The sequence below is a fragment of the Streptomyces griseoruber genome, from assembly GCF_001514205.1.
Classification (GTDB): Bacteria; Actinomycetota; Actinomycetes; order Streptomycetales; family Streptomycetaceae; genus Streptomyces; species Streptomyces griseoruber.
This window is the reverse complement of sequence record NZ_KQ948775.1, coordinates 1-20,177: the sequence shown is the minus strand read 5'-3', so window position 1 is coordinate 20,177 and position 20,177 is coordinate 1. Positions and strand designations below refer to the sequence as shown.

Below are 20,177 nucleotides of genomic sequence, written 5' to 3'. Positions count from 1 at the left end.
GAGCCCCCTCATGCAACTCGCCGCGATCATCGTGTCGCTGGTCCTGACCGTGGTCGGCGTCGCGCTGCTGGCACGCGCCATCGGTCAGTTCGTCCGGTATTTCAAACTGGGCCAGCCGGTTCCGGCCGGCACCCGGACCGACAACCCCTACGCGCGCAGCGTGACGCTCGTGAAGGAGTTCCTCGGCCACACGCGGATGAACCGCTGGGGCATCGTGGGCTTCGCCCACTGGTTCGTGGCGATCGGCTTCCTGACGCTGCCGCCGACCCTGGCGCAGGCCTTCGGCCAGCTCTTCCAGGCCGACTGGACACTGCCGGTCATCGGCGGCTTCCTGCCGTTCGAGCTCTACATCGAGTTCATCGGCGTGATGACGATCCTCGGCATCGCCGTCCTGATCGCGATCCGGCTGCTGAACCTGCCCTCGCGCCCGGGCCGCAAGTCCCGCTTCGCGGGCTCCAAGGCCGGCCAGGCGTACTTCGTCGAGTACGTCATCCTCACCATCGGCCTCGCCATCTACACCCTGCGGGGCCTCGAGGGCGCGATCCACCACGTGGAGCACTACGAGGCCGCGTACTTCGCCTCGTACCCCCTGGTCCTGGCCTTCAAGGGCCTCGGCGTCGGCGCCCTGCAGAACCTGATCTACTTCACCGCGATGGTGAAGATCAGCACCTCGTTCATCTGGATGATCGTGGTCTCGCTCAACACCAACATGGGCGTGGCCTGGCACCGCTTCCTGGCGTTCCCGAACATCTGGTTCAAGCGCGAGGCGACCGGCGGGACGGCCCTGGGCGGTCTCCAGCCGATGACGTCCGGCGGCAAGCCGATCGACTTCACCGACCCCGGTGACGACGACGTCTTCGGCGTCTCCCAGGTCGAGCAGTTCTCCTGGAAGGGCCTGCTCGACTTCTCCACCTGCACCGAGTGCGGCCGCTGCCAGTCGCAGTGCCCCGCCTGGAACACCGGCAAGCCGCTCTCCCCCAAGCTGCTGATCATGTCCCTGCGGGACCACGCCCACGCCAAGGCGCCCTACCTGCTCGCGGGCGGCGGCAAGACCATGGAGGGCGAGGAGAAAGCGTCCGAGGAGGCTCTCAAGGACGTCCCGGCGGCGGCCCTCGCCGAGGCCGAGCGCCCGCTGATCGGCACCGCCGAGGACAACGGCGTCATCGACCCCGACGTCCTGTGGTCCTGCACCACCTGCGGCGCCTGCGTCGAGCAGTGCCCCGTCGACATCGAGCACGTCGACCACATCGTCGACATGCGCCGCTACCAGGTCATGATCGAGTCCAGCTTCCCCTCCGAGGCGGGCACGATGCTCAAGAACCTGGAGAAGAAGGGCAACCCCTGGGGCCTGGCCAAGAAGCAGCGCCTGGAGTGGACGAAGGAGGTCGACTTCGAGATCCCGGTCGTCGGCCAGGACATCGAGGACCTCTCCGAGGTCGAGTACCTCTACTGGGTCGGCTGCGCCGGCGCCCTGGAGGACCGCGCCAAGAAGACCACCAAGGCCTTCGCCGAGCTGCTGCACATCGCGGGCGTCAAGTTCGCGATCATGGGCGGCGACGAGAAGTGCACCGGTGACTCCGCGCGCCGCCTCGGCAACGAGCCCCTCTTCCAGGAGCTCGGCATGGAGAACGTCATGGCGCTGAACATGGCGTTCGGCGAGGAGACGGACGACGACGGCAAGGTCGTCCCCGAGTCGGCCAAGCCCCGGTCGGCCAAGAAGATCGTCGCCACCTGCCCGCACTGCCTCAACACCATCGGCAACGAGTACCCGCAGCTCGGCGGCGACTACGAGGTCGTCCACCACACCCAGCTCCTCCAGCACCTCGTCGACGAGGGCAAGCTGATCCCGGTGACCCCGGTCGAGGGCCTCATCACCTACCACGACCCCTGCTACCTGGGCCGCCACAACAAGATCTACACGCCCCCGCGCGAGATCATGACCGCCGTCCCCGGCCTGCGCCAGCAGGAGATGCACCGCCACAAGGAACGCGGCTTCTGCTGCGGCGCCGGCGGCGCCCGCATGTGGATGGAGGAGCGGATCGGCAAGCGCATCAACAACGAGCGCGTCGACGAGGCCCTCTCCCTCAACCCCGACATCGTCTCGACCGCCTGCCCGTTCTGCCTCGTCATGCTGACCGACTCGGTCAACGGCAAGAAGAACGACGGCAAGGCCAAGGAGTCGATCACGGTCGTGGACGTCGCCCAGCTCCTCCTGGAGTCGGTCAAGACCCCCGTCACCGACGACGAGCCCCCGGCGGGCGGGACGGAGACGGAGAGCGAGCCGGAGCCGGAGCCGGTGAAGTAGCCACGGCGGCCACGCCCGCCCGGTGCCCCCAGGTCCTTCCCGGACCTGGGGGCACCGCCGTTCCCCTGCGCGAAGATTTACCGAACTCCCGTACAACCCTTACCTGTTGGAGCGGGTCTTCCGTTCGTCGACCGCCGCCGCCCGCAGGAGAACCCGTTGCGCAGAACCACCCCGGCCGCCCTCACCGCCGCCCTGCTGGCGGCCGGCCTCAGCCCGCTGGTGCTGAGCGCGCCCGCCTCGGCAGCCCTCGCCAAGCACTACGACGACTTCAACGGCGACGGGTACCGGGATCTGGCGTACTCCAACATGATCTCGGGCTCCCGCGGGGAGGGCGAGGACTTCTGGGGCGGCGCCGTCAGGGTCGTCTACGGCACCGCGCAGGGCCTGGACACCTCCCGCACCCGGCTGGTCCACCAGGACAGCGCCGGGGTGCCGGGAACGGGCGAGGACGACGACCAGTTCGGCTCCTCCCTGGCGAGCGGCGACCTCAACAAGGACGGCTACGCCGACCTCGTCGTGGGCAACAACTCCGAGAAGGTGGGCAGCAGCGCGTACCGCGGCACGGTCACCGTCGTCTGGGGCTCGCGCACCGGCCTGTCCGGCGGCACCGACCTCGCGCCGAAGAGCGGCGCCCGCATGTACTTCGGCTCCGACCTGGCCGTCGGCGACTTCACCGGCGACGGCTCGCCCGACCTCGCCGTGATCGGCGGCTCCGAGGCCTGGCTGTACCGCGGCCCGTTCACGAAGACCGGCCGCACCGGCACGGTGAGCAAGATCGACAAGCCCGCCTGGAACTCGGCCGCGCTCGCCGCGGGCAAGGTCGACGGCGACGGCAGGACCGACCTGGTGGTCCTCGGCGTGCAGTTCTACGGCAGCAGGATCAAGGAACGTGCCTGGTTCCTCAAGGGCACCGCCTCCGGTCTTGCCCCGGGCCCCGCCAAGACCCTCGGCGACGCGAACAAGGGCCTCGACCCGGAGGCCGTCATCGGCGACTTCGACAAGAACGGCTACGGCGACATCGCCCTCGGCCTGCCGGGCCTGAACGGCGACAAGGGCGCGGTGACGGTGTGGCGCGGCACCTCCGCCGGACCGAGCGGCTCGACGACGTACACCCAGAACACCTCCGGTGTCCCCGGCACCGCCGCGGCCGGGGACCTCTTTGGGCGGAGCCTGTCGGCGGCCGACGCCAACGGCGACGGCTACGCGGACCTCGCGGTCGGGGTACCCGGCGAGGACGGCGGCGGCGGGCGCAACAGCCAGGGCGGGGTCACCGTCTTCCGCGGCGGCTCCGGCGGCCTCTCGGGCGCCCGTTCCTCCTGGATCCCGCAGACCGTCCAGGGTCCCGCCGCCGCCGAGGCCTACTTCGGCTACGCCGTCCGGCTGCGCGACCTGAACCGGGACGGCAGGGCGGACCTGACGATCGGCTCGAACGAGGGCGGCGTTCTGCTGCCCGGCACGAGCACGGTCCCGACGGCGACCGGCGCGACCGTGCTGCCCGAGTTCGGCTCGAACCTCATCGACTGACCCGGCACCCCCGTTTCTGTTCCTCTCCCGAACGGATCCCCACCCCATGCCCCCGCGCAAGCGCACGAGCCTCCTGGCCGCCGCCCTCCTCGCGGCCGGTCTCACCCCACTGGCCGTGTCCGCCCCGGCCGACGCCGCGGCCGCGAGGTACGCGGACGACTTCAACGGCGACGGCTACCCGGACCTGGCCCTCGGCGACAGCCTCGCCACCGTGGCCGGCAGGAAGCAGGCGGGGGCGGTCCTGGTCGTCTGGGGCACCGCGAGCGGCCCGGACCCGGCCCGGCGGACCGTGATCACCCAGAACAGCCCGAACGTCGCGGGCGGGGCGGAGACGAACGACCGCTTCGGCTCGAAGATCACCACCGCCGACCTGAACACCGACGGCTACGCCGACATCCTGGTCACCGCCCTCGGCGAACGCGTCGGCTCCCGGACCGGCACCTTCACCGTCCTGTGGGGCTCGCGGGCCGGCGTGAGCGGCGGAAGCCAGTACACGAGCCCGGGCACGAGCTGCCGTACCTGCAACTTCGCCGCCGATCTCGCCGTGGGCGACTTCAACGCCGACGGCAGACCGGACGTCGTCTCGGTGGACGACGACGCGATCTGGTACCAGCGCGGCCCGTTCACCAAGTCCGGCGCACGCGGCACGGTCACCAACCTCGACCCGGTCCACGGCGAGGACATGGACGCCTCGCTGGTGGTCTCCGGCAAGGTCACCAAGGACGGCACGGCGGACTTCGCGGTGATCGGCTACGACGCCGACACCCGCGGCACCCGCGTCTGGTTCTACAAGGGCTCGGCGAGCGGCCCGGTCCGCCCGCCGAAGAAGGTCGCCCTGCCCGCCTCCCCCGACCTGGTCGGTTCGGGCGCCACGATCGCCGACTTCGACCGGAACGGCTACGGCGACCTGGCCGTCGGCGTCTCCCGCTCGGGCCTGGGCGGCGCCGTGCACGTCCTGAAGGGCACCTCCACGGGATTCTCGTCCACCGTGACGTCGCTCAGCCAGAACACCTCCGGCGTCCCCGGCACCCGCGAGGCCAACGACTACTTCGGCTACGACGTCTCGGCCGGCGACGTCAACGGCGACGGCTACCCGGACCTGGCCGTGGGCGCGCCGACGGAGGTCCTCGGCACCCGTCCGGCGAGCTCCGGCGCCGTCACGGTGCTGCGCGGCGGCGCCTCGGGCCTCACCGGCACGGGCTCCCGCCAGTACGACTACACGACCCCAGGCGTCGAGGGCCCCTTCGACCAGGGCGACACCTGGTTCGGCGCGTCGGTGCTGCTGCGCGACCACAACCGCGACGGCCGCGCCGAGCTCGTCGCCTCCTCACCCGAGGTGGGCCTCCTCCATCTGCTCCCCGGCACCTCGTCGGGCCCGACCGGCACGGGCTCCACGACCCTGACCGCGGCAGGGCTGGGTCTGGGCAGCCTGCCGTACTTCGGAGCGGCGCTGGCGGACTGACGCCCTTTCGCCGGGGCGCCTCTGAGGGACCGTCATGAGGGACCGACATCCGGACTTCGGCGCTTCTCGCCCGGTCGGCCGATCCCCGTCCGGGCGCCCTGCGTCGCGGCGGGCGGCCCGGCGGGCGGCCCGGCGTGGGCGCGCCGCCCCCGCCCGGACTCCCGTACCCCACTCAGGGTTGCCCGGCCGCCCCTGACGAACCACTGACACAGCACCATGACATCCCTTAGGGGATGTCACAGCTCGGCCGCAAAGGGCGGTCGCGGAGGCCGGCTCCGGCACGTCTGTCAGTCGGACCGGGTACGTTCGATGACGTGGCTGGATTCAGGATCGGACGTGGCGGCCGGGACAACCGTGCCCCCCAAGCGCGACCGCAACACCCTCCGTACGGGCAGCAGGCGCCGCAGGGCCGACAGGGCCCCGCGGGGCCGTCGTACGGCTACGCGCCGCCGGCGCAGCAGCCGTACCCGCCGCAGTTCCGCGGCGGACAGCAGCCGCCGCACGGCGGTGGCGGCAGCGGTCAGTGGCCGCCGCACGGCAACGGCGGCGGCAGCGACGAACCGGAGTACTTCGGCGGCGGCGCCCCGCACGACCCGTACGCGGCGAACAACCCGGGGCACACCCAGGCGTTCTCGGTCGACGACCACCAGCAGTACAGCCAGGGCGACACGTACCACGCGGGTGCGCCCGCACCCGCCGGGCCGGTCGGGCCCCGGCTGCCCTGGAAGGACCTGCTGCGCGGGATCGTCCTGTCCCCCAACCGGACCTTCCTCCAGATGCGGGACTACACGGTGTGGGGCCCCGCCCTCGTCGTGACCTTCCTCTACGGCCTGCTCGCGGTCTTCGGGTTCGACGACACCCGTGACGACGCCATAAAGGCCACCATCTCCAACGCGATCCCGATCGTCCTGACGACGGCCGTCGCGCTGGTGATCAGCTCCTTCGTCCTGGGCGCCGTCACGCACACACTGGCCCGCCAGCTCGGCGGGAACGGCGCGTGGCAGCCGACGGTCGGGCTGTCGATGCTGATCATGTCGCTGACCGACGCGCCGCGGCTGCTGGTCGCGATGTTCGCGGGCGGCGACGCGGCGTTCGTACAGCTGCTGGGGTGGGTGACCTGGGTCGCGGCGGGCGCGCTGCTGACCCTGATGGTGAGCAAGTCGCACGACCTGCCGTGGCCGAAGGCGCTGGGCGCGTCGGCGATCCAGCTGATCGCACTGCTGTCGATCGTGAAGCTGGGCACGTTCTAGCCTTCCGGCACCCGTGGCTGGCCTTTCTCGTCCGTTCAGGGCGTGGGGGCCGGCCATTGGCGTATGTGCGTATGTGCGTATGGGCGTATGGGATGTGACCGTCGGCGCGGGGGGCGAGCTCCCGGCATTCCCGTGCCTCCAAGAGGTGGACGCGCGAGCCCGCGATCACGCTGGTGCGGCTGCTCGGCGGAACGGCGCTTCAGCTCGCGGGGCTTTGCCGGGCGCGGTCGGCGACCGCGGAGTGCAGCCTCGGCGTCCTCGCGGCAGGGCAGGAGACGGCCGCAGTGGCGCAGCACCCCCGGGCGGACCGCCAGCAGCAGGGCGTCGAGAGCGGCGGCCTGGTCACCGGCCGTGGCGGGAGCGGCTGCCATGTCGGGTGGCCGGTGCGGGGGCGGCGGATGGGGCGCCGGTGTTCCTGGTGTGGTCGCTGACCGGGCGTCGTACCGAGCCGTCGATCCGTACCGGCCGGACCGGCTGGTGTTTCTGCCGGGTACGCGGTTCAAGGTGCTGCGGGTGACGGATGGAGGCCTCGGTCCGCTGGTCCTGATGCGGGAGTTGTTCCCGCAGGAACCGGCGTGGGGCGGCGGCACGGATACGTGTTCAAGGCTGGACGAGAGCACGGTGTGCGAGCGGGATCGGCTGCCCCGGGGCGGGACCGGCTGGGCCGGGGGCCGGTGGGACGGCCGCTCGGAGTGATCGTGACGGGTCGAACGGGTCGGGAGAAAGGGAGCGGGACGTGACGGACGAGAAGGAAGCCGAGCAGGAGTACGGAATCGGCGTGGGCGTCGGCGTGGGCGTCGGCGTGGGCGTCGGTATGGGCGTCGATGTCGAGTCGGTCGAGGAGACGCGGGCCGCGGTACTCGCCGCGTGGCGGGCGGACCGGCTGCCCGGTCAGTGGCCGGTGTTGGCGGACCAGATGGCCTGGTCCTGGTAGGGGGAGGCAGGGGTGCCGAGGCTCGCGGAGGGTGCGGGGAGCACCACACCGTCCAGCCCGGGAATCCCTCCCCGCATCGAGCACGAACCACCCACCGACCGAGAGCCCGAGTACGACGCCAAAGGCAGCCCCGACGAGAAGACACCGACGTCGGCGGGGCCGGGGGATGGGGCGTCGGCGTTCGTGGAGGGGCTGGGCTCGGAGGGGGCCGGCTCGGAGCGGGCGGGGCGGGGGCCGGTGGCCGGTGGCCGACGGGACGGCTCCGACAGGCAAGGAGGCCACCGCCACCCTCGCCGAGAGCGCCGCCTCCACGCCCCGGCAACGCCTGCTGCATCAGCCGGCGCGAGTCCACCGAGGAGGCCCCGCCGGCCGCCGGCTGCTCCTGCGACCAGCGGTGCGACCGGACGTACCCGCGACAGAGGTCAGTCGGGTCGGAGTGCCTCGGTCGAGGGAGTGATCGGCTCGCCCGACTTACGCACCACCGGCAGAACACTCCACGGGAAGTTGATCCAGTCGTCGGTGCGCTTCCAGACGTACTCGCACTTCACCAGGGACTGCGACTTCTCGTAGATGACGGCGGAGCGGACCTCGGCGACATGGTCGAGGCAGAAGTCGTGGACGAGTTTCAGCGTCTTCCCGGTGTCGGCGACGTCGTCGGCGATCAGCACCTTCTTGTCGGTGAAGTCGATCGCGTTGGGGACGGGTGCCAGCATGACGGGCATGTCGAGCGTCTGCCCCACACCGGTGTAGAACTCGACGTTCACCAGGTGGAGGTTCTTGCAGTCGAGGGCATAGGCGAGCCCTCCGGCGACGAAGACACCCCCGCGGGCGATGCTGAGGACGACATCGGGGACGTACCCGTCGTCGGCGACGGCCTGCGCGAGTTCACGGACGGCGACGCCGAACTGCTCGTAACTGAGGTTCTCCCGGGCCATCACGTCACTCATCCCCTGCCCCCGTCAGACCTGGGTCCGGTGGAAGTTGAGGAAGGACCGCGAGGCGGTGGGCCCACGCTGGCCCTGGTACCGGGAACCGTACTGCTCACTGCCGTACGGGTGCTCCGCGGGCGAGCTGAGCCGGAACATGCACAGCTGCCCGATCTTCATGCCGGGCCAGAGCTTGATGGGGAGCGTGGCGAGGTTGGACAGCTCGAGGGTGACATGCCCGGAGAAGCCGGGGTCGATGAAGCCGGCGGTGGAGTGCGTGACCAGTCCCAGCCGCCCGAGGGAACTCTTGCCCTCCAGCCGGGAGGCGAGGTCGTCGGGCAGGGTGATGACCTCGTACGTCGACGCGAGCACGAACTCACCGGGGTGCAGGATGAACGGCTCGTCCCCCTCCGGCTCGACCAGCCGGGTCAGATCCGCCTGCTCGACGGACGGATCGATATGGGGGTACCGGTGGTTCTCGAACACCCGGAAGAAGCGGTCCAGCCGCACGTCGATGCTCGACGGCTGCACCATGGATTCGTCATACGGATCGATCCGCACCCGCCCGGCGTCGATCTCGGCCCGGATGTCCTTGTCTGAGAGAAGCACGCCCCGAGGATACGCAAGACGCGCGGAGCCCCTGTAATCAGGACGACCCCGCGCGTCAGCCCGCTGGCGCGGCTACCGCTGTACGGCCCCTACCGCCTCTCGAGCGTCACCGGCACGGCACTGCGGAGCCGCGCGCACCGGGGACACCGGACGAGCCGCCCGGGACCGAGCCGCTCGGCCTGCTGCATCGGGAACGAAGCGGTGCTGAACACGTGCCCATCGGCACAACGGACGACGGTGCGCTCCATCAAGTCCTAGAGTCCCTTCCCCAAAGAACCGCGTCCGGCTGCTGCTCGCCGGACAACGAAAGCCACATTACGGGACGAACGGGAAGACCCTCCAGGCGGCACTCCGACCCCGCCCGACCCCTCTTCGGCACCCCCACCGTACGCCCCAACTCCCGCCCCCCGCAGCCGGATCCCACCCCACGAAACGCACCCGGACCCCGCGGCTTCAGCGCCGGGGGCCCGGAATGTTGTACAGTGACGAGGCAATCGGACACCGGCTCGGCCGGCGTCTTACGCGGGTGTAGTTTAATGGTAGAACATCAGCTTCCCAAGCTGAGAGCGCGAGTTCGATTCTCGTCACCCGCTCCATGGAGAAGGCCCAGGTCAGTGACCCGGGCCTTTTTGCTGTCTTCTGTGATCACTCGCCGCGTGCCAGATTCGTGCCAGAACGTTGATCGTCCGGGGCGGGTCTCTCCTGTTCTGGCACGGCCGCAGCTTCCTGCCGAGCCTTCCGCACCGTGGCGTCAAGACCGGCTGCGACTTCCTGCTGTCGGTCGTCGTCGGAGTGCTGATAGATCAGCGCGGCTTTCTCGGAGGACTGGCCGGCGCGGACCATCGTGTCCTTGAGGGTGGCACCCGATCGGGTGGACAGGGTGTGTCCGGTGTGGCGGAGGTCGTAGAACCGGAAGCCCTCGGGCATGCCGACGATCTCCCGCGCCCTACGCCACTTCCGGCCGAAGGTGCTCCGCCGGAAGGGCGCCCCCTTCTCCCCCACGAAGAGCAACCCGTCCGGGCCCGGCTTGGCGTACGACTCCAGGTGCCAGCGGAGCTCCCGGCGGAGGAACGCGGGAAGAATCACAGTCCGCGTTCCAGCCTCGCTCTTGGTGTCGCCCTGGACGCGGCGCCCGTTCATCCGCTCCGGCTCGGCGAGGCGCACCCGGATCCTCAGGTTGTCGAGGTCGACGTCCCGACGCCGAAGCCCGGCCAGCTCTTCAGGCCGCATCGGACCGTAGGCGCCGAGGTAGACCATGAGCCGCCACCGCATCCCGACGGCTTCGGCGAGGGCGTCGACCTGGACGACGGTTGCGATACGACGTTCAGCCGCCTTCTCCTTACCGGCGCCCTTGATACGGCACGGGTTGCGCTGGATCAGTTCGTCATCAACGGCCGTTTCCATGACGGCCTTGAGGAAGCGGTACGCCTTTGCCGTGATCGTCTTGGCTCCGGTCACCCGCAGCCGTTCGGCCCGCCATTCACGCACGCGGGGTGCGGTGATCTCGTCGAGATCGTCGTCCTCGAAGGCGGTCAGGTGCTTGTCGAGGAGGTATCGGTAAAGGTCCGCCGTCAGCGGTGCCAGTTCGCGTTCCTCGACCCACTTGTCGGCGTAGGCCCGAAAGCGCACGGCCCCCGCCTCAGGGTCCCGCCAGTCACCGCGCCGGATCTCGGTCTGCTTCTCGGCGAGCCAGTCATCGGCGTCCGCCGTTGTCGCGAAGGTTTCCGGGGCGGGACGCATGACGCCGTCCGGGCCCGGATAGCGCGCCTGATAGCGGCCCGAGGGGAGCTTCCTAATAGCGCCGAAGCGGCGACGCCTACCCCTGTTGTTGGCCATCAGGCAGCCCTCCCGAAGCGGGCACGGGGACGCCTCAACGGCTCCACCGTCCGAGACCGGATGAACTCCGCGACCGCGCTCTCAGGGATGCGGACGTGCCGGCCGACCTTCACGTACCGGATGCGCCGTTCCTCGATCAGCCGCCGGGGGAAGCGGGCGGTCGTGCCAAGCAGCTCGGCGACCTGGTCGACAGACAGATAGCGGTCGGTCGTCATGCGGTCGGCTCTCCTTCCGTTCCGGGGGCGGGTTCGAGGGTTGCGGCAAGCCAGCTCTCGGCAGCGCTGAGGCCGGTTCCGGCAAACACCCAGTGGGAGAGGACGAGCGTGGTTTCGCCGTCCTGCGGGACAGCCGGAGCCGCCTGCGCACGGCGCCAGTCGGCGCGGGCGGTGCGGAGGGCGCCGAGGGTGGTCGAGTAGCGGCGGGACTTGGTGGAGAAGTGGCCGCGGAAGCCGAGCATGTGAGCCCAGGCCCGCAGCCGGAGGTGTTCCAGATCCTTGCGAGCGCCGAGAGCCCAGGCAGTACGGATCATGCGGCGGGCGTGCTCGGTGAGCCGGGCCTGTGCCAGCTCTGCAAGGAAGCGGATCGGTCGGTCGAGGGTGCCTGTCGCCGTCTCGGCGCCTTTGGTGGCGTACTTGGCGATGTAGGCCGCTACGGCTCGCTCGGTCAGCTCCTGGCCGCCGTCGAGGTCGGCGGAACGGATCGGGCGGACGTCGAGTTGACGCCCGAAGGCGAAGGCATGGGTCCGTCCGTCGATCTCCGGACCGTCGATGCGTGCGGCAGCCGCGGCCGCCTGGATGGCGTCGGTCAGCAGCTCGGCTGTCGCCCAGGCCGGGGGCGCGGTGTCACCGCCTTCCGGGCCGTCGAGGCGGATCACCGCATGGAAGTGGACCTCTCCGCGCTTCTGATACTCGGCGACCTTCGCGAAGGAGACGCGGGCGTGGTCGCGGAAGGTGCGTTGAGTGAGGCCGGCGCGCTTGGCGACTTCCCGGCGGAGGTAGATCGAGAAGCGCCGCCAGAGAGCGCCAGCGTGGGCGTTCCAGAGAACGGCTGCTTCGTAGTCGTAGGTGTCGAGGTCGAGCGGGGTGCCGAGTACGGCGTCCTCCTGGTCGTGATGGATGCCGCAGCGGCAGGGACGGCCGTCCGTGCGGCGGTTGTGAACGGGCCCGAAGCCGGGAGCGGTGAACGTGGCGAAGACGCGAGGGTGGGTGGCGACCCGGTCAGGGGTGCCCTTGCCGCCCCGCAGCCCAGCGGTGATCAGTTGGTACGTGTCTCGGCGGTAGACCTCTGCACAGGCCGCACAGCGGGTTGCCCGGCGGTTGTTGCAGCGGACCAGAAGGTGACCGGCGGGAAGGGGGGCCGAGTCGAGGCGGCGAAGGACGTGGCCGATCTCGCCCGTGCGGGTGTCGACGTCGTACTCGGTGCGGTGTCCGTCGAGGCGTACGGGATTGGTGCAGCCGCCCAGGCCCGAGAGTTGCCGTGCGAGGGCGGGCATGGTGCCGAGGGCGGCGAGGGTGCTCAGCTCCGCCAGCGGGGGCGGGGTCGAGTGGGTAAGGATGGGAGTCCCTTTCGGCTGTTTCGGTGGTTGGGAGGGACGGCCCCGGGGCGGCGGGATGCTTGGCGGCGTTTGCCGCCCCGGTGGCCGGTCAGCGCCTGTTGGCGCCCGTGACGAGGGAGCGCAGGACCACGGCAGCGATGGCGACCGAAATGGCCGTGACGGCGACGGCCGCCAGGAGCGCGGTGAGGACGATGCCGACGACGACCACGGCGGCGACCGCGCCCACGTAGGGGGTGAGGGGAAGGCCGGCGGAGGGCGCCGGAGCCTGCACCTGGTGGTGCGTGGTGATGGTCGTGGGCGAGTGCGGAGTGTCGGGCAGCTGCGGACGGAACAACACGGCGGACCTCCTTGTCACTTGTTGTCGCCGTTGACGACGCCGACGCCGGTACGGGTGCCGGTTTCGATGGCGGGGGCGAGGAAGGTGTGCGAGAGCCAGAAGCCGAACAGTGCGATCACGACGGCGACCCAGATGCGGACGCCGAGGAACTTGATCGCGGCCCAGGCGATGACGCCCAGGACGAAGACGAGCGGGAGCGAGACGGTCACGGTGTTCTCCTCAGCGGACGCGGCAGCGGTGGGTGCGGGCGGCCAGCTCGGCGGCGGTGCGGCTGTCGTAGTCGGCGGAGAAGCCGCAGCGCGGAGCCGTGCAGACGGCGGCGTGCTTCTCGCGGCCCCGGCCGTCGTAGTAGGTGCCGACCTGGACGGGGCCGATGCGGACGACGCGGCGGAAGCGGCGGTTGGCGGGCATCAGGGCAGCCCCTTCGGTTCGTCGTGGTTCTCGCCGGTGAAGTCGGCGACGTGGTCGAGCAGCCAGCGCCGGATCTCGTCGCCCTCGACCGCGTCGGCGGTGAGGATCACGGGTTCGGCGATGAGCATTGCTTCGGTGAGGCGGTTCTAACGGGTCAGCTCGGCGGCGCGGTTGAGAGCGCGGAGCGTGGACGGCTGCATGTGCTGAAGTGCTCCTTATTTCAGGTGAGTTGGGTGGCGATGGCTTCGGCGAGCGGCATCGGGACTCCGAGCCGGGCGCGGAGGGTCGGGGTGTCGATGGGTGTTCCGGTCCGGGCGTGGTGTTCGTCGGCGACCTTGCGGGCGTGGGTGACGAGGGCGGGCGGGACCGGGGTGACGGAAGGCGGAGCCGATTCCGGCGCAGCCTCTACGGCGACCAGTTCCGTCGTCGGGGTCGGCACCGCTTCCGGCTCTTCCGTCGAGCCGTGGGCGAGGAGCGTGCCGCCGAGGAAGGCGACCGCGGGCCATCCGGCGACGAGGATCCGCAGCCAGGCCGGTACGGCGTCCAGGTCGAGCAGGCCGGCCGTGGCGATGTTGGCGCCAAGCGACGCAATCAGCGCAACGAGAAACCAGCACCACCCGGCCGCTTTCGACCCGCCGGACCGCAGTCGCCGCCAGGCCGCCACCAACAGCAGGTCGACGGAGACGGGATAGGCCCACGCCTTCCACCCGTCCTGCCCAGCAGCCGCGGCCAGGTCGTGAAGGTGGGCGAAGGACAACGCGGCAGCGATCAGGGCTTGGACGAGTACGGCGTCGAGGCGGACGGGCAACCGCATCACGGCCCCTCGATCGATTCCTGCCCGTTGTCCGCCACGGTGGCGGCGTAGACCTCCAGCGCCTTGACGTAGTCCGCGCAAGCGGCGGCCAGGTCTCGGGCGAAGGCCAGGTGAGCCGCCATGGGCAACGTGTCGAAGGCCGAGAGGGTCAAGGAGTGGTCCGCACCGTCGAGCGCCAGAATCGGCGCGCGATCCGTGCCGTACTGGCTGAGGCGGACGGTCGTCCGGGTGTCGGCGTAGAAGGCCATCGAGGCGGTCACGGGGGTTGCCCTCCTGGTTTCAGACATGGATCGGGTAGGGACGTGGCGCGGGACGGCCGCGCCAGCCGATGGATCGCGTAGGGCTACTCGGTGACGGGCCGGGTAGTGGTCGCCGTGCCGGGGGCCGCCACGGGTAGGGGTGGGGCGTACGGCCGGAAGGGAGTGAGCGCCGGAACTTCCGGGGCCAGGTGCGCCGACTCACGGCACGTGGCCGCAGCATCAGCGAGGGAGAGGTAGGAGGTGCGGATGCGGGACCAGCCGCCGGAGGTGTCGCCGACGACGGCGAGGCCGGGCAGTTCGGGGGCGATGGAGCAGGCCGCGTAGACCGCTTCGGGCGCGATGTCGCCGAGCGCCATTTTCGCGGAGGCTTCGTCGTTGACGCGGTGGCAGACGCGGCCGGTGAGCTGGGCCCGGAGCATGGTGGCGCCCCTGCCGAGTTCGGCGCCGAAGCGCTGCCCGCAGACTTCCAGGTAGATGCCGGCTGCGCGGCCGAGCTGGGCGAGGCGGATGAGCTGAGTGACCATCTCATCCCGCCGTTCCTCGTCCTTGCGGGTGGCGACGAGGAAGAGTTCGGCCACCTCGTCGACGAACAGGACGACAGGCACGGGCCGTTCGCTGTCGGGCAGTCCCCAGATGTCCGAGGTAATCTCCTCGTCCGGGGTGCCGGGGGCGATGCCCTGCCGGGCCTTGATCAGGTCGTATCGGTCCTCCATTTCCTTGACCAGCACCGGCAGCAGCTCGGCCGCTTCACCGGGGTCGGTCGCCAGCGCGGAGAGCCGTGAGGCGAACGGCGCCAGCTCGACACCGCGCTTGCAGTCGATTCCGACCAGGGCGACGGGTTGTGGTGCGAGGCCGGAGACGACATGTCGCAGGTACATGGACTTGCCGGACAGCGTGGCACCGAGGACGAGTTCATGCGGTACGGCGCGGTAGTCGCGGACGAACGCGGTCGCGTCCTCCCGCAGGGCCACCGGCACGCGCAGAAGCCCGCTGTCGACACGACGCGGCATGCGCACCTTGCGTAAGACGTCGTAGCCGACGAGCCGGAGTTCGACGACACCGGGCTTCACGTCCCGCACGTACACAGCGTGAACGCCCCAGGCGTGCCGCAGCCGTTCAGCCGAGGCGGCGACGTCCGCCGGTTCCTGCCCGGGAGCGAGTCGCAGCCGTACCCGGAAACCGGTCGAGTTGGGCCGGATCACTCCGCGACGCGGGGGAACCGGCCGAACCTCCCGCCGAGTAGTGGCCCGGACGGCCAGGGCCCGCCACCGGGACGGCTCGACGGTGAGCCCGCACGCGTCCATGGTCGAGGAGTACGAGGCCAGCAGCCGGGCCACCGAGAGCGGCAGCCCGACCGTGGACCAGTACGCCGCCGGGTGGGCGTGCCGGGCGTAGGCCGCGCCGCCTATCACGGCGAGCGGTCCGCCCAGCTCGGCCAACGTCACCAGTTCGGTCACGTCGATCAGCCCGCCTGAGCCATCTGGAAGACACCGGGCATGACGGCCGTCGCCCGGTAAGCGATGCCGTGCCGCTCACGCCCGTTGAACACGGACTGCCAGGGCCGGGCAACCAGCCCCGGCAGCGAGACCGGAGCACCGACGGTCAGGCCGTCCGTCACACCGCTCTCCGGGATGGTGACCTGGATCAGCGACGACTCACCTTCGTCGATGTAGACGACGCCGATGGTCATCAGCGCCTCACCGCTCACGGCGTCCTTGGCGATCTCACCGGTCTGCCGGTCGCGCACCTTCGGTGCCGGCGCTTCGGTGAGGAGGATCGTCGCGGTCGAGGCGTCAACGCGGATAACACGCACAGAGATTTCTCCTTCTGAGTCGATCAACTCGCCACCTGACAAGTTGACTTAGCAAGTTCGAAGTTAGGGATGCCAGGTTGACTTGTCAAGTGACTTGGGTTTGCTCCACCGAGCACAACCAACCAGGCAAGCGCACCATGAAGCGACCAGCACAGAGGAGGGCGCGACATGGGCAGACGACACCGCGCTCAGGAACCGCAGCCATGGGGCCCTCGGAACCCGCAAGGAGCCGCGCCGACGCCGGATGCCTGGCCAACACCACCTCAAGGCCCACCAGTAAGCGACCACGCCGCAGATGGTGCGCATCCACCTCGACCGAAGAAGCGCCGTCGCGTCTTCTTGTGGTTCTTCCTGGGCGTCCAGATCTTGTTCTTGATCTGGGTGATCGCGGGCATCGCAAGCAACGACGACAACCCCGACTCCTGCAATGGACTGACCGGCGACAGCCTGAAGGTGTGCCAGGACGCCGGCGACATCGGAACCACGATCGGGGTGGGTCTCGTCGTCGGGTTCTGGGTGGCCGCCGACTTCATCCTGGCCCTCACGTACCTGATCTACCGCCTGGCCACGAGACCGCAGCGCGCATAGAGCTGTCAGCTCAGGCGATAGGTATCTTCCAGCTCTTGCCGATCAGCAGGAAGCAGCACGTCAGACACCTGCAACGCTTGGCCCGACGCGTCGCACGCGACGACCAGGACACTGAGAACGGGTACGCCGTCCGGCAACTCCAGCAGCTCAGCCTCACCGCGCTCAGGCAGTCGAGCCGAAACCCGCTCCGTCACGTGATCGAACCGGACCTTCTTGCGTGCCTCAAGGTGTGCACGAGTGCCACCGCTCAAAGGATCGGCACTCTCCAGTTCGGTGCCCTCGACCAGGCCGGCGGGGAAGTACGACGAGACCAGCTCAGCAGGTTCCCCGTCGTCCTCGACCAGGAATCGACGCACGAGAACCTTCGCCCGCTTCGACAAACCGAGCACGGACGCGACCCGCGCCGGAACCGTCACATGACCAACCTCGACCACGCGCCCCGGGGCCTGCGACTCGTCACGCGCGAGTACCTCGCTCCCCCGGCGGTCCTTGTGCTCGACGACGGCCGGACGCCCGCGCACGATCGTGCCGAACCCCTGCCGGGACTCCAGCCAACCGTCACGCTTCAGCAGCTCCAGCGCCCGGACGACGGTCGGACGGGACATCCCGAACGCCTGCACCAGCTGATTCTCACTGGGCACGCGGGTACCGGGCGCGTACGTCCCGTCCTCGATGCGCTGCTGAATGATCTGGGCGAGGCGTACGTACTTCGGTGCCTCCACTTCATACGCCATGAACGCCGCCGCCTGTCGAGATTGGCCAAGTCAACCGGTCAACCAGACTAACGACGAATCCGCCGACGCAGTACCAACGGAGAGTATTGCCCTCACTCCGGCCAGGCATCGGCGACCACGAAGGAAACCAGCGTGCCGCCGAACCGACTGGGCCCCGAGTGCCACGACTCGGCGATGGAGTCGACGAGCAGCAGACCGCGTCCGTGCGCGTCGTTGGCATCCGGCTTCCGCAGCCGCACGTTCGCGGGGAAGCCGGGGTTGTGCACCTCGACCCGGAGCGAAGTCTTCTCGCGGAACCACTCCACCCGTACGACCCACGGGTCATCAGCCTGCCCGTAACGGATCGCGTTGGTCACGAGCTCCGAGATCATCAGCACGCAGTCCTCGACCGAGCAGGCCGGGTCGTACGGGGTGATGAACTTGCGGAACCAGCGTCGAGCCCGAGGTACGGACTCCGGAGTCGGATGCAAGGTCATTGCTCCGAGCCGCGGTGAGTCCTCAGAGGGGTAGCGGTCGATCGTGTAAGCCACCATTCGCGCTCACTCCTTGCCGCTGCCATCGCAGTCGAGACAGCGCCGCTTCGATGTGGCACGGGTGCGGTCAGCGGCGGCGGCCAGCGCCAAGGACGTACGCGAACCGACACGCTTCCAGCCGCGTCCCCGGCAACCCCGGCAAGGTAAGTGCGCTCCCTGATCCGGCCGCTGACTCGTCACCCCGTGCCCCCTTCCGATCAAGTGGCCTTAGCCACTTACTGGATAGTGGCATTAGCCACTCACGACGCGCAAGCGGTTCTCTGAAGTGACGACCCATCAGGTGAGCGGATATCCCTGCTCGAACGCCCAGCGCTGCGGCGGGTAGGTGGCTTCGGCGAACTCCAACGGCCGGTCTTGGAGGTCGAAGACGACGTGATGCACGATCAGCACCGCAGACCCCGCCTCAAGCTGGAGGTCGGCCGCCTCCTCGTCGGTCGCCTGCCGGGCACACATGCGGTCTTCGGCGTAACTCCCCTGCCGCCCGGTCATGTTCTCGACGTACATCAAGGTGCCCTCTTGAATCCGCTCAGGCTCCAGAAGCTTGGGCGCCCGCTGCCCGATCTCTGGCGCGAACCACGAGGTAGACAGCGTGATCGGCCCGTCCTGGTTGTTGGTCACCCGTCGGCGATGCACCGCCCGACGATCCTTGACCAAGCCCAACGCCTCAGCAACGTGATCCGGAGCATCCAACCACCCGGCCGACGTGATCACCGCGTACTCACCAGGCGTGTAAATCTTCCCGGTCTGCCGGGCCCGCCCGTACAACTCCCGCGCCCGCCGATTCACTTCGAGGCTCCGCACGTACGTGCCGGACCCCTGCCGCTTCTCGACGAGCCCCTGATGACTCAGCGCCTCCAACGACCGCGCCGCCGTCGGCCGGGACACCTTCCAGTCCGCCGCCAACTGCCTCTCCGAGGGAACCTCGTCCCCCGGCCGAAGATCACCCCGCAGGATCTGATCGCGGATGAAGTGAGCGATCTGGAGATACTTCGGCTGCGTCTCCTCGATCTGAGGCATGTCCCCTCCTCGTCCAAGTGGCTATAGCCTCTAGCCACTATAGGGTGAGTGGTCAATGGCCTACCCCGTAGTCTTGGGACCATGACGCGGTTGATCGTCGCAGCAGGAGGAGGGGGCGACGCAGTCGCCGCCGCAATGCTTGACGCCGCCTTGTACGGCGACGAGGACCAGGCGGTGATCCTCACGTATGCGTGGGACCGCTTGCTGATCGACCCACTACCAGGCCCCCGAGGAACCGACGACTTCACCGGCCTCGAACCGCTCACCCCGATCGTATGGAAGGTGCCGGCGGAAGCCCGCCCGATCGCACCGGCAGGCTCTACGCTCCCCCGACTCGCCGCGGAGCTCCCGCACACGTTCGCACTGATCGACCCAAGGCACGGCGCCGAGGGCGTCACGGGCCAACTCGAAGACCTGGTCACTCACCTTGAGCCGACCTCGATCGATCTCCTCGACGTCGGCGGCGATGTACTGGCCCGAGGCGACGAACCGACCTTGAAGAGCCCGCTGGCAGACTCCCTGACGCTGGCAGCGTGCGGCCAAGTTAACGCACCCATCCGCCTGTTGATCGCAGGCCCTGGCCTGGACGGCGAACTGTCGCACGAAGACCTGCGAGGCACGCTCGGCCCAGTCGTCCATACCTTCAAGGCGAAGGACACCGAACCAGTCAGCTCGGTCCTGGATTGGCACCCTTCTGAAGCAACCGGAATGCTCGCTGCGACAGCCCGAGGCGTACGCGGCACGTGCGAAATCCGTGACGCCGGCCTCCCCGTCCCCCTCACCGACGAGAGTCCGAAGGTCCACAAGGTCGATCTTGACGAGGCCCTGAGCCGCAACGAGCTGGCCCGCGCCATCATGTCGACTACCACCCTGGACCAGGTGGAGGACCTGAGTCGCGAGATCTGCGGCTTCTCCGAAATCGACTACGAGCGCAACAAGGCCCTTTGGCTCAAGGAACAACGGCCGGCCAAGCTCGACGCCGGATCGGTACTCCCGCAGCTCACCCAGTTCGAGGCAGAGGCCCGAAGCCGCGGAGTCACCCACACAACGTTCCGCCACCTCACCGAGATTCTGAACCTCGACGGCTCACAGCGTGATGACCTGCGTCGATTGCTCATCAACAGCCGACCGGACCAGTACACAGCCCCACTGTGGCACATCCCAATCGCCACCTGAGTAACAACCTTCCTTACGGGTTCAAGCACCCGTCGTCGCTTCGCTCCTCCGGGCGGGCTAGGCACACAGGGCATGAGGTCAGAACAAGCCTGG

At 69.4% G+C, this 20,177-nt stretch carries 24 protein-coding genes and 1 tRNA gene; 9 read left to right on the top strand and 16 right to left on the bottom strand.

Annotation, left to right across the window (positions count from 1 at the left end):
• Positions 1-10 precede the first annotated feature (10 nt).
• The 6 genes from AQJ64_RS29130 to AQJ64_RS29100 all read left to right on the top strand — a co-directional run bounded on the left by AQJ64_RS29130 (position 11) and on the right by AQJ64_RS29100 (position 7,475).
• Positions 11-2,305, top strand: coding sequence for a heterodisulfide reductase-related iron-sulfur binding cluster (locus AQJ64_RS29130; RefSeq protein ID WP_055637057.1), 2,295 nt, complete (start codon positions 11-13; stop codon positions 2,303-2,305).
• A gap of 156 nt (positions 2,306-2,461) precedes the next feature.
• Positions 2,462-3,829, top strand: a complete 1,368-nt coding sequence (locus AQJ64_RS29125) for an FG-GAP repeat domain-containing protein (protein WP_055637058.1) — start codon at positions 2,462-2,464, stop codon at positions 3,827-3,829.
• A gap of 46 nt (positions 3,830-3,875) precedes the next feature.
• Positions 3,876-5,291 (top strand): FG-GAP and VCBS repeat-containing protein, encoded by a 1,416-nt coding sequence (locus AQJ64_RS29120; RefSeq protein ID WP_055637059.1) that lies wholly within the window; start codon positions 3,876-3,878, stop codon positions 5,289-5,291.
• A gap of 233 nt (positions 5,292-5,524) precedes the next feature.
• A complete protein-coding gene (locus AQJ64_RS29115; protein WP_055637060.1) occupies positions 5,525-6,541 on the top strand; it encodes a Yip1 family protein in 1,017 nt (338 codons plus the stop codon).
• A 513-nt stretch (positions 6,542-7,054) separates the two neighbouring features.
• The gene (locus AQJ64_RS29105) at positions 7,055-7,237 is read left to right on the top strand and encodes a hypothetical protein (protein ID WP_159060313.1); all 183 of its coding nucleotides are present in this window, start codon (positions 7,055-7,057) and stop codon (positions 7,235-7,237) included.
• 40 nt (positions 7,238-7,277) lie between these two features.
• Positions 7,278-7,475, top strand: coding sequence for a hypothetical protein (locus AQJ64_RS29100; protein ID WP_059203133.1), 198 nt, complete (start codon positions 7,278-7,280; stop codon positions 7,473-7,475).
• Positions 7,476-7,897: 422 nt separating this feature from the next.
• Here the strand turns inward: AQJ64_RS29100 and AQJ64_RS29095 are convergent, their stop codons facing one another.
• Together AQJ64_RS29095 and dcd are read right to left on the bottom strand one after the other, a co-directional pair.
• A complete protein-coding gene (locus tag AQJ64_RS29095) occupies positions 7,898-8,422 on the bottom strand; it encodes a phosphoribosyltransferase (protein WP_059203132.1) in 525 nt (174 codons plus the stop codon).
• A gap of 12 nt (positions 8,423-8,434) precedes the next feature.
• Positions 8,435-9,010: a dCTP deaminase gene (gene dcd, locus AQJ64_RS29090; protein WP_055638896.1), complete on the bottom strand. Its 576-nt coding sequence runs from the start codon at positions 9,008-9,010 to the stop codon at positions 8,435-8,437.
• A 522-nt stretch (positions 9,011-9,532) separates the two neighbouring features.
• Here dcd and AQJ64_RS29085 point away from each other — a divergent pair.
• Positions 9,533-9,606: transfer RNA gene (locus AQJ64_RS29085), tRNA-Gly, on the top strand.
• A 49-nt stretch (positions 9,607-9,655) separates the two neighbouring features.
• Here the strand turns inward: AQJ64_RS29085 and AQJ64_RS29080 are convergent.
• The 11 genes from AQJ64_RS29080 to AQJ64_RS29030 all read right to left on the bottom strand — a co-directional run bounded on the left by AQJ64_RS29080 (position 9,656) and on the right by AQJ64_RS29030 (position 16,036).
• Positions 9,656-10,846, bottom strand: coding sequence for a tyrosine-type recombinase/integrase (locus AQJ64_RS29080; protein WP_055638776.1), 1,191 nt, complete (start codon positions 10,844-10,846; stop codon positions 9,656-9,658).
• The gene (locus AQJ64_RS29075; RefSeq protein WP_055638777.1) at positions 10,846-11,061 is read right to left on the bottom strand and encodes an excisionase family DNA-binding protein; all 216 of its coding nucleotides are present in this window, start codon (positions 11,059-11,061) and stop codon (positions 10,846-10,848) included. Before AQJ64_RS29075 ends, AQJ64_RS29080 begins: the two co-directional genes overlap by 1 nt.
• Positions 11,058-12,338: a replication initiator gene (locus AQJ64_RS29070; RefSeq protein WP_055638778.1), complete on the bottom strand. Its 1,281-nt coding sequence runs from the start codon at positions 12,336-12,338 to the stop codon at positions 11,058-11,060. The genes AQJ64_RS29075 and AQJ64_RS29070 overlap by 4 nt, the downstream gene beginning before the upstream one ends.
• Before the next feature lie 151 nt (positions 12,339-12,489).
• Complete coding sequence (locus AQJ64_RS29065; RefSeq protein WP_055638781.1) at positions 12,490-12,735, bottom strand: hypothetical protein; 246 nt, start codon at positions 12,733-12,735, stop codon at positions 12,490-12,492.
• Positions 12,736-12,752: 17 nt separating this feature from the next.
• Entirely contained in the window at positions 12,753-12,947 is a 195-nt protein-coding gene (locus AQJ64_RS29060; protein ID WP_055638779.1) for a hypothetical protein, read from the bottom strand.
• A 10-nt stretch (positions 12,948-12,957) separates the two neighbouring features.
• Positions 12,958-13,149, bottom strand: a complete 192-nt coding sequence (locus AQJ64_RS29055) for a mobile element transfer protein (RefSeq protein WP_055638780.1) — start codon at positions 13,147-13,149, stop codon at positions 12,958-12,960.
• Positions 13,149-13,277 (bottom strand): hypothetical protein, encoded by a 129-nt coding sequence (locus AQJ64_RS51815; RefSeq protein ID WP_276206749.1) that lies wholly within the window; start codon positions 13,275-13,277, stop codon positions 13,149-13,151. Before AQJ64_RS51815 ends, AQJ64_RS29055 begins: the two co-directional genes overlap by 1 nt.
• Positions 13,278-13,369: 92 nt before the next feature.
• Positions 13,370-13,963 carry a DUF2637 domain-containing protein gene (locus tag AQJ64_RS29045; protein ID WP_059203131.1) on the bottom strand — a complete coding sequence of 198 codons (594 nt, stop codon included), beginning with the start codon at positions 13,961-13,963 and terminating at the stop codon, positions 13,370-13,372.
• Positions 13,963-14,223 carry a hypothetical protein gene (locus AQJ64_RS29040; protein WP_055633146.1) on the bottom strand — a complete coding sequence of 87 codons (261 nt, stop codon included), beginning with the start codon at positions 14,221-14,223 and terminating at the stop codon, positions 13,963-13,965. The genes AQJ64_RS29045 and AQJ64_RS29040 overlap by 1 nt, the downstream gene beginning before the upstream one ends.
• An 83-nt stretch (positions 14,224-14,306) precedes the next feature.
• Positions 14,307-15,680, bottom strand: a complete 1,374-nt coding sequence (locus AQJ64_RS29035; protein ID WP_055633147.1) for an FtsK/SpoIIIE domain-containing protein — start codon at positions 15,678-15,680, stop codon at positions 14,307-14,309.
• Positions 15,681-15,685: 5 nt separating this feature from the next.
• Positions 15,686-16,036 carry an SCO3933 family regulatory protein gene (locus AQJ64_RS29030; RefSeq protein ID WP_055633148.1) on the bottom strand — a complete coding sequence of 117 codons (351 nt, stop codon included), beginning with the start codon at positions 16,034-16,036 and terminating at the stop codon, positions 15,686-15,688.
• A 372-nt stretch (positions 16,037-16,408) separates the two neighbouring features.
• Here AQJ64_RS29030 and AQJ64_RS29025 point away from each other — a divergent pair, with 372 nt between their 5' ends.
• The gene (locus AQJ64_RS29025; RefSeq protein WP_157880894.1) at positions 16,409-16,624 is read left to right on the top strand and encodes a hypothetical protein; all 216 of its coding nucleotides are present in this window, start codon (positions 16,409-16,411) and stop codon (positions 16,622-16,624) included.
• Between the two features lie 5 nt (positions 16,625-16,629).
• Here AQJ64_RS29025 and AQJ64_RS29020 read toward each other — a convergent pair whose 3' ends face one another.
• From AQJ64_RS29020 to AQJ64_RS29010, 3 genes are all read right to left on the bottom strand, one after another.
• Complete coding sequence (locus AQJ64_RS29020; protein WP_055633150.1) at positions 16,630-17,358, bottom strand: GntR family transcriptional regulator; 729 nt, start codon at positions 17,356-17,358, stop codon at positions 16,630-16,632.
• Positions 17,359-17,450: 92 nt separating this feature from the next.
• Positions 17,451-17,888 carry an ATP-binding protein gene (locus AQJ64_RS29015; protein ID WP_055633154.1) on the bottom strand — a complete coding sequence of 146 codons (438 nt, stop codon included), beginning with the start codon at positions 17,886-17,888 and terminating at the stop codon, positions 17,451-17,453.
• A 279-nt stretch (positions 17,889-18,167) separates the two neighbouring features.
• On the bottom strand, positions 18,168-18,908 hold the full coding sequence (locus AQJ64_RS29010; RefSeq protein ID WP_055633151.1) for a GntR family transcriptional regulator: 741 nt from the start codon (positions 18,906-18,908) through the stop codon (positions 18,168-18,170).
• An 81-nt stretch (positions 18,909-18,989) separates the two neighbouring features.
• Between AQJ64_RS29010 and AQJ64_RS29005 the strand changes: the two genes are divergently transcribed.
• Complete coding sequence (locus tag AQJ64_RS29005; RefSeq protein WP_079062010.1) at positions 18,990-20,084, top strand: DUF1152 domain-containing protein; 1,095 nt, start codon at positions 18,990-18,992, stop codon at positions 20,082-20,084.
• Positions 20,085-20,177: the final 93 nt, after the last annotated feature.